13 protein-coding genes are annotated in these 13,640 nt (G+C 60.7%); 2 read left to right on the top strand and 11 right to left on the bottom strand.

Going from position 1 to position 13,640, the window contains the following annotated elements:
- Window positions 1–3 precede the first annotated feature (3 nt).
- From pabC to PMA3_RS06235, 8 genes are all read right to left on the bottom strand, one after another.
- Entirely contained in the window at window positions 4–819 is an 816-nt protein-coding gene (pabC, locus tag PMA3_RS06270; RefSeq protein ID WP_064676350.1) for an aminodeoxychorismate lyase, read from the bottom strand.
- The gene (fabF, locus tag PMA3_RS06265; RefSeq protein ID WP_064676349.1) at window positions 819–2,063 is read right to left on the bottom strand and encodes a beta-ketoacyl-ACP synthase II; all 1,245 of its coding nucleotides are present in this window, start codon (window positions 2,061–2,063) and stop codon (window positions 819–821) included. The genes pabC and fabF overlap by 1 nt, the downstream gene beginning before the upstream one ends.
- A gap of 108 nt (window positions 2,064–2,171) precedes the next feature.
- Window positions 2,172–2,408 (bottom strand): acyl carrier protein, encoded by a 237-nt coding sequence (gene acpP, locus PMA3_RS06260; protein ID WP_003442511.1) that lies wholly within the window; start codon window positions 2,406–2,408, stop codon window positions 2,172–2,174.
- Window positions 2,409–2,599: 191 nt separating this feature from the next.
- A complete protein-coding gene (gene fabG / locus PMA3_RS06255) occupies window positions 2,600–3,343 on the bottom strand; it encodes a 3-oxoacyl-ACP reductase FabG (RefSeq protein WP_007942004.1) in 744 nt (247 codons plus the stop codon).
- 16 nt (window positions 3,344–3,359) lie between these two features.
- Complete coding sequence (gene fabD / locus PMA3_RS06250) at window positions 3,360–4,298, bottom strand: ACP S-malonyltransferase (protein WP_064676348.1); 939 nt, start codon at window positions 4,296–4,298, stop codon at window positions 3,360–3,362.
- Between the two features lie 125 nt (window positions 4,299–4,423).
- Complete coding sequence (gene plsX, locus PMA3_RS06245) at window positions 4,424–5,434, bottom strand: phosphate acyltransferase PlsX (protein WP_082930260.1); 1,011 nt, start codon at window positions 5,432–5,434, stop codon at window positions 4,424–4,426.
- 4 nt (window positions 5,435–5,438) lie between these two features.
- Window positions 5,439–5,621: a 50S ribosomal protein L32 gene (gene rpmF / locus PMA3_RS06240; RefSeq protein WP_008152339.1), complete on the bottom strand. Its 183-nt coding sequence runs from the start codon at window positions 5,619–5,621 to the stop codon at window positions 5,439–5,441.
- A 13-nt stretch (window positions 5,622–5,634) separates the two neighbouring features.
- Window positions 5,635–6,162 (bottom strand): YceD family protein, encoded by a 528-nt coding sequence (locus PMA3_RS06235; RefSeq protein WP_004371317.1) that lies wholly within the window; start codon window positions 6,160–6,162, stop codon window positions 5,635–5,637.
- A gap of 105 nt (window positions 6,163–6,267) precedes the next feature.
- Here PMA3_RS06235 and PMA3_RS06230 point away from each other — a divergent pair, with 105 nt between their 5' ends.
- Window positions 6,268–6,846, top strand: a complete 579-nt coding sequence (locus tag PMA3_RS06230; RefSeq protein WP_064676346.1) for a Maf family protein — start codon at window positions 6,268–6,270, stop codon at window positions 6,844–6,846.
- A 181-nt stretch (window positions 6,847–7,027) separates the two neighbouring features.
- On the opposite strand, the gene PMA3_RS06225 is transcribed toward PMA3_RS06230, so the two are convergent.
- Genes PMA3_RS06225 through rluC form a run of 3 tightly spaced genes read right to left on the bottom strand, consistent with a single transcriptional unit; the run spans window position 7,028 to window position 9,653 of the window.
- Window positions 7,028–8,017, bottom strand: coding sequence for a S49 family peptidase (locus PMA3_RS06225; RefSeq protein ID WP_064676345.1), 990 nt, complete (start codon window positions 8,015–8,017; stop codon window positions 7,028–7,030).
- A gap of 24 nt (window positions 8,018–8,041) precedes the next feature.
- Window positions 8,042–8,704 carry an HAD-IA family hydrolase gene (locus tag PMA3_RS06220; RefSeq protein WP_064676344.1) on the bottom strand — a complete coding sequence of 221 codons (663 nt, stop codon included), beginning with the start codon at window positions 8,702–8,704 and terminating at the stop codon, window positions 8,042–8,044.
- Window positions 8,691–9,653, bottom strand: coding sequence for a 23S rRNA pseudouridine(955/2504/2580) synthase RluC (gene rluC, locus PMA3_RS06215; RefSeq protein ID WP_064676343.1), 963 nt, complete (start codon window positions 9,651–9,653; stop codon window positions 8,691–8,693). The genes PMA3_RS06220 and rluC overlap by 14 nt, the downstream gene beginning before the upstream one ends.
- A gap of 700 nt (window positions 9,654–10,353) precedes the next feature.
- Here rluC and rne point away from each other — a divergent pair.
- Entirely contained in the window at window positions 10,354–13,623 is a 3,270-nt protein-coding gene (gene rne / locus PMA3_RS06210; RefSeq protein ID WP_064676342.1) for a ribonuclease E, read from the top strand.
- The last annotated feature ends 17 nt before the right edge of the window (window positions 13,624–13,640 follow it).

Here is a 13,640-nt window from a genome sequence, read left to right as displayed (position 1 = left end):
GAATCAAGTATCCAGTAGCGCGCGGGCAATGGTTTGCAGTTTACGGGTGAGCGACCCAACCGGCCAGCGCAGTGCTGCACAGGCGCGTACCGGCCAAACGCCATAAACACTGTTGCAGACAAAGACCTCATCGGCCCATTGCAGCTGATCGAGGGAGATGTCGGTAATTTGCGTGGGGATGCCCAACGACTCGGCTTGATACAATAATTCCGCACGCATCACGCCGGCCACGCCACAGCGCTTGAGATCGGCCGTGATCAATACCCCGTCGCGCACCAGGAACAGGTTGCTGAAGACACCTTCGATCACGCGACCGGCCTGATCGAGCATCAGCCCTTCCCCATGCTCGGTGTCTTGCCACTCGGAACGGGCGATGACCTGTTCAAGCCGATTCAGATGCTTGAGCCCGGCGAGCAAGGGCTGCCTGGACAGGCGCGTCGAGCAGGGAAACAGACGCACGCCATGCTCCGCGTTCGCCACCGGATAGGCAGCCGGAGGACTGCCTTGCATAATGCGCCGCGCCTGCGCCAAAGGATCCGGAGCGTAACCGCGCAGACCGTCGCCACGGGTGACGATCAGCTTGAGCACGCCCTCACCCAACGCACGGGCATAGCTCGATAATTCGCTGCACAGCGCACTGTGGTCGAGGTTGATCGCCAATCGCTGGCAACCCTCGACCAAACGCACCAGATGCCGGTCCAGCAGCACCGGAGCGCCGTTGTGCACGGCAATGGTCTCGAACAGGCCATCGCCGTAAGCCAGGCCGCGATCCTTCAGCGACAAAGCGTCAGCCGGCTGACCGTCGACCCAGCTGTCCATCAATCGGCAAACCGGCGGAACACCAGCGAGCCGTTGGTGCCGCCAAACCCGAAGGAGTTGGACAGCACCACATCGATCTCCATGTTGCGCGCGGTGTGTGGCACGAAATCTAGATCGCAGCCTTCGTCCGGCTCATCGAGGTTGATGGTTGGCGGCGCCACCTGGCTATTGATCGACAGCACACTGAAGATCGCCTCGACCGCGCCCGCCGCACCCAGCAGGTGACCGGTCATGGACTTGGTCGAACTGACCGCCAGCTTGTAGGCGTGATCACCGAACACCGACTTGATCGCACAGGCTTCGGCAAGATCGCCCGCCGACGTCGAGGTGCCATGGGCGTTGATGTACTGGACCTGATCGCTATTGATCTTCGCGTCGCGCAAGGCATTGGTGATGCAGCGAGCGGCGCCCGCACCGTCAGCCGGCGGCGAAGTCATGTGGAAGGCGTCGCCACTGGTGCCGAAACCGATCAGCTCGGCGTAGATGGTCGCGCCACGCGCCTTGGCGTGTTCCAGCTCTTCGAGCACCAGCGCACCGGCACCATCGGACAGCACGAAGCCGTCACGGCCCTTGTCCCATGGACGGCTGGCGCGGGTCGGCTCGTCGTTGCGGGTCGACAGTGCACGAGAGGCACCGAAGCCGCCCATGCCCAGACCGCAGGCCGCCATCTCGGCGCCGCCGGCAATCATCACGTCGGCTTCGTCGTACATGATGTTGCGTGCCGCCATGCCGATGCAGTGCGTACCGGTGGTACACGCCGTGGCGATGGCGTAGTTGGGCCCCTGTGCACCCAGGTGGATCGACAGGAACCCGGAAATCATATTGATGATCGAGCCGGGCACGAAAAACGGAGAAATCCGCCGTGGGCCGGATTCATGCAGGGTGCGGCTGGTTTCTTCGATATTGGTCAGACCGCCAATACCCGAGCCCATGGCCACGCCGATACGCTCGCGGTTGGCGTCGGTGACTTCCAGACCCGCGTTGCGAACCGCCTGAAAACCAGCGGCCAGACCGTACTGAATGAACAGGTCGAGCTTGCGCGCTTCCTTGACCGACAGGTATTCCTCGACATTGAAGCCCTTTACCGAGCCGCCAAAACGGGTGGAATAGGCAGAAAGGTCGGTGTGTTCGATCAGACCAATGCCACTGCGGCCAGCCAGAATGCCCTGCCAACTGCTCGGCACATCCGTGCCCAGTGGCGACAACATACCCATACCGGTGACTACGACGCGTCTACGCGACACAGCACTCTCCTTTTTCAATTGACGACTTTGCATCAGGCCTAAAGAAAAAACCGCACGCCGTGATGGCAGTGCGGTTTTTCCATGACAGCAAGCAACGACTACAAGCTATTACGCCTGGTGGTTGGTAACGTAGTCGATTGCAGCTTGTACAGTAGTGATCTTCTCGGCTTCTTCGTCAGGGATTTCGGTCTCGAATTCCTCTTCCAGAGCCATCACCAGCTCAACGGTGTCAAGGGAGTCAGCACCCAGGTCTTCAACGAAGGAAGCAGTGTTGACCACTTCTTCTTCTTTAACGCCCAGTTGCTCGGCAACGATTTTCTTGACGCGCTCTTCGATGGTGCTCATACCTTGTTTTCACTCCTAATGGACAAATTCAGGCAGCTGGCCAGTGGGTAAGTGTATAGAAAGACTTTTCAGTTTTTCAACTGAAAGCTTCACTCCTCAGACCCGGTGGCCCTCTGTCTATAAATAGATTGCAGCTTTATAACGGATTTTAGACAGCTCGTATGACATTTTTTTGAAACGATCCGTCACATTTAACTCATGTACATCCCGCCGTTCACCGGGATTGTAGCCCCAGTCACGTAAGCCGCACCGTCGGAGGCAAGAAAAGCGACCACAGACGCGATCTCTTGAGCTTGTCCCAGACGACCCAGCGGAATCTGCGTCTGCAGGGCTTCACGCTGCGCCTCGGGCAGTTCGCGGGTCATATCGGTGTCGATGAACCCTGGGGCCACCGAGTTTACCGTAATCGAACGCGAGCCGACTTCACGCGCCAGTGCACGGCTGAAACCTTCCAGACCGGCCTTGGCGGCAGCGTAGTTTACTTGGCCTGCGTTGCCCATGGCACCCACAACCGAACCAATACTGATAATTCGTCCCCAACGGGCCTTGGTCATGCCGCGCAAAACGCCCTTGGACAGGCGGAACAGACTGTTCAGATTGGTATCGACGACGTCATGCCATTCGTCATCTTTCATCCGCATCATCAGATTATCGCGGGTGATACCGGCATTGTTGACCAGGATCGCCGGCGCACCGAACTGTTCCTGGATGCTCGCCAGCACCGCAGCGACGGATTCATCGCTGGTGACATTGAGTTCCAGGCCAGTACCCTGAATGCCGTTTTCCTTCAGGGTAGCGGCAATGCGCTCGGCCCCCGAAGCGGAGGTCGCGGTGCCGACAACGATGGCGCCCTGACGACCCAGTTCCAGGGCGATAGCCTGGCCGATACCGCGGCTCGCGCCGGTGACCAGTGCAACTTTACCTTGCAGACTCATGCAAGCTTCTCCTGATTCAGGCCAACGCTGCACGGGCGGCAGCGAAAGCATCTGGGGTATTGAGGTTGGATGTCGACACGCCTTCGGCGCAGCGCTTGTTCAGACCGGCCAGCACTTTGCCAGGGCCGCATTCGACCAGTTGGGTCGCGCCCCTGGCGGCCAGCGCCTGGACCGACTCGACCCAGCGTACAGGCTTGTAGAGCTGCTCAAGCAGATCGCGCTTGAGGGTTTCCAGATCCGCCGGCACGTTGGCGCTGACGTTTTGTACCACTGGAATCTGCGGTGCCTGCCAGTCGATCGCCGCGATCGATTCGGCGAAACGCTCGGCTGCCGGACGCATCAGCTCGCAGTGGGACGGCACGCTGACCGGCAATGGCATGGCGCGCTTGGCGCCACGGGCCTTGCAGCCTTCGATGGCGCGTTCGACCGCCGCCTTGGCACCGGCGATGACCACCTGGCCCGGGGAATTGAAGTTGACCGCGCTGACCACCTCGCCTTGCGCCGCTTCGGCACAGGCGGCCAACACGTCGGAGTCTTCCAGACCGAGGATTGCGGCCATGCCGCCCTGCCCCGCCGGAACGGCTTCCTGCATCAGTTGACCGCGGCGTTCAACCAGCTTCACCGCGTCCCCCAGGCTCAGGCTGCCTGCCGCCACAAGGGCGCTGTATTCGCCCAGGCTGTGACCGGCGACATAAGCCGGCCGCGCGCCGCCTTCAGCCAGCCACAGACGCCACAAGGCGATCGAGGCGGTCAGAATGGCCGGCTGGGTTTTATCGGTTTGATTGAGTTGTTCTTCCGGCCCCTGCTGGGTCAGTGCCCACAGGTCGTAACCCAAGGCATCGGAAGCTTCTTTGAAGGTGTCGAGGACAAGCGGATGTTGCGCGCCCAACTCGGCCAGCATGCCGAGGGACTGCGAACCCTGTCCCGGAAAGACGAATGCGAGGGAAGCAGACATGTAACAAGCCCCTAATGATCTTGTCGCCGAAGAATTGACGTCCCGCCCTGGGACGCAAGAAAACTGACAATTGGATGGCCAATTGAACTGAGCGGTCACATTTAAGCATTGTCCGACGAAAACGCCTAAAGCAACAAATCCTCCAGACGACCGTGAATCCGTTCCGGCAGGTTTTCCTGGATCTCGATCAGCGCCCGGGCAATGGCACTCTGAAAGCCCTGGACCCCGGCCGAGCCGTGGCTTTTCACGACGATCCCCTGCAACCCGAGGAAACTGGCACCATTATGCCGCGCAGGGGCCAGATCGGCTTGCAGCCGCTTCATGAGCGGCAGCGCCATTGCGCCGACCACTTTCGACGCAAGGTTTTTCTTGAACAGGGCTTCGATACGCCCGGCAATCATGGTCGCCAGGCCTTCGCTGGACTTGAGCAGGATATTGCCGACAAACCCGTCACAGACCACCACATCCGCCTCGCCGCGGTACAGGCCGTCACCTTCGACAAAACCGATGTAGTTGATGCCGCGGGCATTCTGCAACAAGGTTGCCGCCAGCTTGACCTGCTGATTGCCCTTGATGTCTTCGGTGCCGATATTCAGCAACGCGACTCGGGGACGAACGATACCCAGGGTTTCTGCCGCGACCGACCCCATCACCGCAAACTGCAACAGATGTTCGGCACTGCAATCGACGTTGGCGCCCAGGTCGAGCAACTGGCAGTAACCCTTCTGTGTCGGAATCGCCGCGACCATGGCCGGCCGATCGATGCCCGGCAGGGTCTTGAGGACAAATCGCGACAATGCCATCAGCGCGCCGGTGTTGCCGGCACTGACGCAGGCCTGGACCTTGCCGTCGCGCAACAGCTCCAGCGCCACGCGCATCGACGAATCGGGCTTGCCGCGCAAGGCCTGGGCCGGTTTTTCGTCCATGGTAATGACTTCAGACGCCGGCGCAATCGACAGGCGCGGGCAATCCACAGCCGATTGGCTGGCGATCAATTCTTCAAGGAGTGAGGGTTGACCGACGAGGGTCAGGTGCAACGAGGGCGTAGCATTCAGGCAAGCAAGACTGGCCTGAACAATGCTGCGGGGACCGAAGTCCCCGCCCATTGCGTCAATCGCGATGACTTGAGCAGACAAGTGATTACTCGTCAGCGCCCTTGTCGATCACTTTACGGCCACGGTATACGCCTTCTGGCGATACGTGGTGACGCAGGTGAATTTCACCGGTGGTTTTTTCTACAGACAGAGTGCTTGCCGTCAGGGCGTCGTGCGAACGACGCATGTCACGGGCAGAGCGGGATTTTTTGTTCTGCTGAACAGCCATAATTGATTAACTCCTAAACGTTTGGGTCACGCTTTAACTGCGCCAATACACTGAACGGGTTGGACCGCGTTACCTCGTCCTCGCTCGGTTCGGGCTCATCGAGACCCGCCGGCTGCTGGCATTCTTCCGGATGATGAGCAGGCACAATGGGCAAGGCGAGCAGAAGCTCCTCCTCGATCAGTGACTGCAGATCCAATGGATCTTCGCCCAGTTCCAGCACGTCATAACCTTTCGGCAACGACTGGGTATTCGCACCCTCCTTCACCACAGCATAACTGCACTCGCTGTGGATCGGCAGGGTGACCAGCTCAAGACAACGCTGGCAAACCATTTTGACTTCGGTGTCGATAAAGCTGTGGATGACCACAGATTTACGTTCATCTCGTTCAAAAACGAATTTAGCCTGCACCGTACCGACAGTATCGGAAAGCGGGTCGCAGAGTCTCTCCAAATCGGCCAGCAGCAGTTCACCTTGGAGGGTGGTGCCACGGTCAGCCAATTTGCGCGGGTCAACGTGAGGTGGAATCGGGTCATTCAACATAGGCGCAGCATTATAGGGATGCCCCCGGGCATGTCAAAGGAAATTCAGCCCTGTCCGTCACTTGGTCACCTCGCTAGAATTCGCACCTGCCTTATGGAGATGCGCATGCTGCCTTTATTACTCGCTTCAAGCTCGGTCTATCGCCGTGAGTTGCTGGCCCGCCTGCAGCTGCCGTTCACCTGCAGTTCACCGGATATCGACGAAAGCCATCGTCCCGGGGAGTCCGCCATCGAGCTGGTAAAACGCCTCGCCGAGGCCAAGGCTCGCGCACTAGCCAATAGCTATTGCGCACACCTGATCATCGGTTCCGACCAGGTCGCTGTACTGGGCGACCGGATCATCGGCAAGCCTCATACGTTCGACAAGGCCCGAGAGCAATTGCTGGCGGCAAGTGGCGCCAGCGTGACCTTCCTCACCGGCCTGGCCCTGCTCAACAGCCAGACGGGCGACTGCCAGGTCGACTGCGTGCCGTTTACCGTGAACATGCGCACACTCGATATCGCCCGCATCGAGCGTTACCTGCGCGCTGAACAGCCCTACGACTGCGCTGGCAGCTTCAAGGCCGAAGGGTTGGGGGTGAGCCTGTTTCAAAGCACCGAAGGCCCTGACGCCACCAGCCTGGTCGGCCTACCGTTGATTCGGCTGATCGACATGCTGCTGGTCGAAGGCGTACAGATCCCCTGAAAAAAACCAATTAGCCGCCAAGGAAACTGTAGGAGCGAGCTTGCTCGCGAAAAAACCAGGGACGCCGCTGGGCATCTGGCTTCACGCGTTATCGTTCACGACTTTCGTCGGAACGCCGCCCGGAGCAAGCCCGCTCCTACAGGCGACTGAATTCACGCCGGTTTTTCAGCCCGCCAGAGAATCAGCGCAGCGACGGCCCCTGAAACCCCATCCACATCGCCAGATGCTCAGCCACACTGGCACCGAGTTTCTTCGAGAAGCGATCGAACGGCGATTCCTGGACAGTGAAGTCCACCAGCTCCTTCTCGCCAATCACATCACGCGCCACGGAACTGGCACTGCCCAACCCATCGATCAGCCCCAGCGGCAGCGCCTGCTCGCCAGACCAGACCAGGCCGGAGAACAGCTCCGGATGCTCCTTGTCCTTGAGGCGGTCGCCCCGCCCTTTCTTGACGCTGGCAATGAACTGCTGATGAGTCGTATCCAGCACACCCTGCCAGAATTGCGTTTCTTCAGGTTTTTGCGGCTGGAAGGGGTCAAGGAACGACTTGTGCTCGCCCGAGGTGTAGGTACGACGCTCGACACCCAGCTTCTCCATGGCCCCGACAAAACCATAACCGGCCGCCGTCACTCCAATGGAGCCCACCAGGCTCGCCTTGTCGGCATAGATCTGATCGGCCGCACTGGCGATGTAGTAAGCGCCGGAAGCGCCCAGGTCGGAGATCACCGCGTAGAGCTTGGTGTCCGGATGCAGGCCGCGCAGGCGGCGGATCTCGTCATAGACGTAACCCGACTGCACCGGACTGCCGCCCGGACTGTTGATTCTCAGGATGACGCCCTTGACCTTTTCATCCTCGAAGGCGGCACGCAGGCTGCCGACGATGTTGTCGGCGCTGGCGGACTCCTTGTCGGCAATCATGCCGGTCACGTCGATCACCGCGGTGTAGTTGCCACTGCGGGTCGCGGCTTTTTCAATGTCCATCAGCGGCGTGAACAGGATCAGCGCGCCAATCAGGTACACAAAGGTCAGCAGCTTGAAGAAGATCCCCCAGCGACGGGACCGGCGCTGCTCCTGCACACTGGCCAGCAGGGTCTTTTCCAGCAGCTTCCAGCTTTTCTCGTCACCGCTCTCTGCGCTCGCCTTGGCGGGCGCTTTCCATTCGTCAACCATGACATCTACCCCAGCAAAAACCTGTTAGACCCGCTGACTCAGCCAGGTATGTAATTCTGAAAAACGATCGATCGCCAGGCACGGTTCGAACAGTTTCAGCGCCTCGATCGACTGGGCACCGTAGCTGACGGCCACCGAATCCATGCCGGCATTGCGCGCCATCTGCAGGTCGAAGGACGAGTCGCCCACCATCAGCGCCTGTTCGGGACGGACACCGCAACGCGCGACAATCTGCTCCAGCATCAGAGGATGGGGCTTGCTCGCCGTTTCATCGGCGGCCCGGGTTATGTCGAAGTAATCTTCCCAGCCGTGGGACTTCAGCACCCGATCCAACCCTCGACGGGCCTTGCCTGTAGCCACTGCCAAGCGGTACCCGTCGGCGCGAAACGCCTCCATCGACTCGACCACACCCTCGAACAATGGCGAGGGCACGGCTTCGGAGGCGATGTAGTGGTCGGCATAGTGCTGACGGAAGGCGACCAGTTCATCATCGCCAATGTCCGGATACAACGTACGAATCGCTTCCGGCAAGCCCAGGCCGATGATGCCTTTGACGGCAAAATCATCGCGCTGCTGAAACCCGGATCGCTCGGACGCTACATGCATTGCCTCGACGATCCGACCAATGGAGTCGGCCAGGGTGCCATCCCAATCGAAAATCAGCAGCTTGTAATCAGATGGGCGCACTCAATCGCTCCACGGTCTTGGCCCACATCTCGTCGACGGGCGCCTGCAATTTCAGCTCGCCACCATCGGGCAGCGGCACGGTCAACAGGTAGGCGTGCAGGAACAGGCGCTTTCCGCCCAGGTCGCGAATCTCTTTACTGAAACCTTCATCGCCGTACTTGGTATCGCCAGCGATGCAATGCCCGGCGTGCAAGGTGTGAACCCGAATCTGGTGGGTGCGGCCGGTGATCGGCCTGGCTTCGACCAGGGTGGCAAAGTCGCCGAAGCGACGCAGGACCTTGAACACGGTCACGGACTCTTTGCCCTCCTCCTCGTCGACCTCGACCATGCGCTCGCCGGAGCGCAGATTGCTCTTGCCCAGGGACGCCCGGACCTGCTTGATCGAAGCCGCCCAGTTACCGCGAACCAGCGCCATGTAGCGCTTGTCGACACCATCGCCGCGCAAGGCCGTGTGCAAGTGACGCAACATGCTGCGCTTCTTGGCGATCATCAACAGGCCGGAGGTATCACGGTCGAGACGGTGAACCAGTTCGAGCTCCTTGCAATCGGGACGCAACTGACGAAAGGCTTCGATCACCCCGTAAGTCAAGCCGCTGCCTCCGTGAACCGCGATGCCGCAAGGCTTGTTGATCACGATCAACGCCTTGTCTTCGAAGACAATCGAGGCTTCGAGTCGCTGCAGCAGGCCCTGGGCCAGCGGCACCGGCTCGTCGCGCTCAGGCACGCGAACCGGCGGCACGCGCACGATATCGCCCGCCTGCAGCTTGTATTCGGGCTTGATCCGACCCTTGTTCACCCGCACTTCGCCTTTGCGCAAAATGCGGTAAATCAAGGTCTTGGGCACGCCTTTGAGCCGAGCGAGAAGGAAATTATCAATACGTTGGCCGGCATATTCCGGCGAGACCTCCAGCAGTTGTACCGCTGGGGTCGAAGGGGCAGTAGTCGTCATCCCGCGATGATAACAATTTTTTATGGAATTGAAGCACTTAATCATTGCTGCTATAGTCGCGAACGCCGCCAAAAGTGGCCTGGACAGCGGACCAACGGTCAAAAACCGGCCCTGACCATCGCAATTCACGAGGACGAGAGGCCGTCCTACGGCGCTTTCGCTACGTAACGGTAGAGTTTGCAGGTGTAACAAGCGCAGGTGACATGAGGCCTGAATCATGCCGCAAAGCAGAGTTTTCACTCGCCTTGCGAGCAAATATTCACGGCCAGTTCACAAAGTGCAGTCAGCTACGAACGACCCCGAGCGAACGCTTCGGAAACAACGCCTAAATTAGCCATGATGCGTGACCTCCCCCTTCGGAGCTCACGGTAAATGCCAACCCGCTGCGGATTCTGCGCGCGGCAGCACCCGAATTATCAGGGATACGTGTAGGGTGGAGATGCACAACCGCTGGACTGTGTAGCACTAGGCTTTATCAAGACGCTTCATCTCGTCCACAGCCGCCGGTTGATTCCTCCTCCTGACTGAGTGCTTAAGTAGCCACAGCAAGCAGGACGCGTACGTCGCGATGAAGGCCCACATTGGCCGGACTTCGCTGGACACGGGAATGGCCAACCATTCCCGACGCACCTGACACCGACCGTGAGAAGTCGTGTGTGCCGAACGCCGTTTCCGGCAGCCCGGAAACCGACGGTACTACATGAAAAGAATGCTGATTAACGCAACCCAACCCGAAGAGTTGCGTGTTGCACTGGTAGATGGCCAGCGCCTCTACGACCTGGACATCGAATCCGGTGCACGCGAGCAGAAAAAGGCCAACATCTATAAAGGCCGGATTACTCGCATTGAACCAAGCCTCGAGGCTGCCTTTGTCGATTTCGGCTCTGAGCGCCATGGCTTCCTGCCCCTCAAAGAAATCTCCCGCGAATATTTCAAGAAAGCCCCTGAAGGCCGCGTCAACATCAAGGACGTCCTGAGCGAAGGCCAGGAAGTCATCGTTCAGGTCGAAAAAGAAGAACGTGGCAACAAGGGCGCCGCCCTGACCACCTTCATCAGCCTGGCCGGTCGATACCTGGTGCTGATGCCGAACAACCCCCGTGCCGGCGGTATTTCCCGTCGCATCGAAGGTGAAGAGCGCAACGAACTGCGTGAAGCCCTCAACGGCCTGGTTGCCCCGGCTGACATGGGTCTGATCGTGCGCACTGCCGGCCTGGGCCGCAGCAGCGAAGAAATGCAGTGGGACCTCGACTACCTGCTGCAACTGTGGACCGCCATCAAAGAAGCGTCCCTGGATCGTTCCGCGCCGTTCCTGATCTACCAGGAAAGCAACGTGATCATCCGCGCCATCCGCGATTACCTGCGCCAGGACATCGGCGAAGTGCTGATCGACAGCGTTGAAGCCCAGGACGAAGCCCTGACCTTCATTCGCCAGGTGATGCCGCAGTACGCCAGCAAAATCAAACTGTATGAAGACAGCGTTCCGCTGTTCAACCGTTTCCAGATCGAAAGCCAGATCGAAACCGCTTTCCAGCGCGTCGTCGAACTGCCTTCCGGCGGCTCCATCGTCATCGATCCGACCGAAGCCCTGGTGTCCATCGACATCAACTCGGCGCGCGCCACCAAAGGCAGCGACATCGAAGAAACCGCCCTGCAGACCAACCTTGAAGCCGCCGAAGAAATCGCCCGTCAGTTGCGCTTGCGCGACATCGGCGGCCTGATCGTCATCGACTTCATCGACATGACCCCTGCCAAGAACCAGCGCGCCGTGGAAGAGAAAGTCCGCGAATGCCTGGAAGCCGACCGCGCTCGCGTGCAAGTCGGTCGCATCTCGCGCTTCGGCCTGCTGGAAATGTCCCGTCAGCGCCTGCGTCCATCCCTGGGCGAAAGCAGCGGCATCGTCTGCCCGCGTTGCAACGGCACCGGCATCATCCGTGACGTTGAATCGCTGTCCCTGGCGATCCTGCGCCTGATCGAAGAAGAAGCCCTGAAAGACCGCACCGCCGAAGTTCGCGCCCAAGTGCCGATCCCGGTGGCCGCGTTCCTGCTCAACGAAAAACGCAACTCGATCACCAAGATCGAACTGCGCACCCGTGCCCGCATCGTCATCCTGCCGAACGATCACCTCGAAACGCCGCACTTCGAAGTTCAGCGCCTGCGCGATGACAGCCCGGAAGCCGCAGTCGGCCAGTCCAGCTACGAAATCGCTGCTGCCGCTGCCGAAGTCGAAGAAGTCCAGCCAGCCGCCGCGACCCGCACCCTGGTTCGCCAGGAAGCCGCCGTGAAGACCGCACCGGCCCGCGCCAACGCTCCGGTTCCAGTGGAAGTCGTCGCTGCCGCGCCTGTTGCCCCGCCGGTTGCCGCGCCAGAGCCAAGCCTGTTCAAAGGCCTGGTGAAGTCGCTGATCAGCCTGTTCGCGACCAAGGAAGAGCCAGCCGCTCCGGTTGTGGTTGAAAAGCCAGCGACCACCGAGCGTCCGGCCCGCAACGAAGAGCGTCGCAACGGTCGTCAGCAAAGCCGGAACCGTAACGGTCGCCGCGACGAAGAGCGCAAGCCTCGCGAGGAACGTGCTCCGCGTGAAGAGCGCGCACCCCGCGAGCCGCGCGAAGAGCGTCAACCACGCGAAGCCCGTGAAGAGGCCCCGGCCGTCGTCGCTCGCGAAGAACGCGCGCCACGCCCTCCTCGTGAAGAACGCGCCCCCCGTGCTCCTCGCGAAGATCGCAAGCCCCGTGGCGACCGTGAAGAACGGGTTCGTGAACTGCGTGAGCCTCTGGATGCCACCGCTCCGGCTGCCGCGGCTACCGCAACCGCCACCGCCGCTACCGCCGCCACCGCCACCGCTGAAGAACGTCCAGCACGTCAGCCACGTGAAGAACGTGCTCCACGCCCACCGCGTGAAGAGCGTCAACCACGGGCCGAGCAAGCGGCTGCCGCCGTTGCCGAAGAAGAGCTGACCGGCAACGATGAGCAACTGCAGGAAGACGGTCAGGAAGGCGCCGAAGGCGATCGTCCACGCCGCCGCTCCCGTGGCCAGCGTCGTCGCAGCAACCGCCGCGAGCGTCAACGCGATGCCAATGGCAACGTGATCGAAGGTTCGGATGAGTCCGAGTCCGCCGAAGGCGAAGCCAGCGAAACCCCCGAAGCGCCAAGCGCTGCCGACCTGGCCGCTGGCCTGGCGGTGACCGCTGCCGTTGCCAGCAGCGTGATCAGCGCGCCAGCCGAGGCCCAGGCCAACGAGCAAGCCGAACGCGCCACGGCCGCCACCCTGGAAGCTGCTCCGGTGGAAGCGCCAGTGGTTGAAGCGACCACGCCGATCGAAGCCACCGCATCTCCGGAAATCGAAGTCGCGCCGGTTCGTGAAGCACAGCCTGAAGTTGAAGCGGCCGTCGAGCCGGCGGTCATCGCCGAAGCGCCAGCCGTGGTTGCAGAGCCGGCCGCTGAAACTGTCGCCGAAACCGTGACCGAAACCGTTCGTGAAGCTCGCGAAGAGCAAACTGCGTTCAACTGGGTTGCCGAGCCAACCGCCGCCGAAGCGCCAGAAGCTGAAGCCATGGTTTCCGAACCTGTGGTGGCCGCTGCCGAGCCTGCACCGGTGGCCGAAGCGACTCCGGTAGTCGAAGCGGCGGCGCCGGTTGTCGCCGAAGTGGCGGAACCTGAAGTCGAAGCGGCGCCTGTCAGCGCCCTGACGCCAAGCGGCCGTGCACCGAACGACCCACGTGAAGTGCGTCGTCGCAAGCGTGAAGCCGAGCGCCTGCAGAAGGAAGCCGAACTGGCGGCCGCTGCTGCACCGGCTGTGGTCGAAGCCGATCCGGTTGTTGCTGATGTGGTCGAGGCAGCGCCTGCCCCGGCTGCAGAAGTCGCCGCCGAGCCGGTTGACTCCGCGATCGACGAAGCGCCACGCTCCGTTCAGGAAGCGGTAGAGCAACGCGAGCAAGCCCTGGAAAAAGAGCACGAGACTAAACCCCTCGCCTGATTCCATCGGCCATTAAA

It is taken from the genome of Pseudomonas silesiensis, from assembly GCF_001661075.1.
GTDB lineage: Bacteria > Pseudomonadota > Gammaproteobacteria > Pseudomonadales > Pseudomonadaceae > Aquipseudomonas > Aquipseudomonas silesiensis.
This window is presented reverse-complemented; position numbering and strand designations above follow the sequence as displayed.

Coding starts and splice junctions, on each gene's coding strand:
- pabC (WP_064676350.1), bottom strand. CDS start 819: ATGGACAGCTGGGTCGACGGTCAGCCGGCTGACGCTTTGTCGCTGAAG.
- acpP (WP_003442511.1), bottom strand. CDS start 2,408: ATGAGCACCATCGAAGAGCGCGTCAAGAAAATCGTTGCCGAGCAACTG.
- fabG (WP_007942004.1), bottom strand. CDS start 3,343: ATGAGTCTGCAAGGTAAAGTTGCACTGGTCACCGGCGCGAGCCGCGGT.
- fabD (WP_064676348.1), bottom strand. CDS start 4,298: ATGTCTGCTTCCCTCGCATTCGTCTTTCCGGGACAGGGTTCGCAGTCC.
- rpmF (WP_008152339.1), bottom strand. CDS start 5,621: ATGGCTGTTCAGCAGAACAAAAAATCCCGCTCTGCCCGTGACATGCGT.
- PMA3_RS06235 (WP_004371317.1), bottom strand. CDS start 6,162: ATGTTGAATGACCCGATTCCACCTCACGTTGACCCGCGCAAATTGGCT.
- PMA3_RS06230 (WP_064676346.1), top strand. CDS start 6,268: ATGCTGCCTTTATTACTCGCTTCAAGCTCGGTCTATCGCCGTGAGTTG.
- PMA3_RS06225 (WP_064676345.1), bottom strand. CDS start 8,017: ATGGTTGACGAATGGAAAGCGCCCGCCAAGGCGAGCGCAGAGAGCGGT.
- rluC (WP_064676343.1), bottom strand. CDS start 9,653: ATGACGACTACTGCCCCTTCGACCCCAGCGGTACAACTGCTGGAGGTC.
- rne (WP_064676342.1), top strand. CDS start 10,354: ATGAAAAGAATGCTGATTAACGCAACCCAACCCGAAGAGTTGCGTGTT.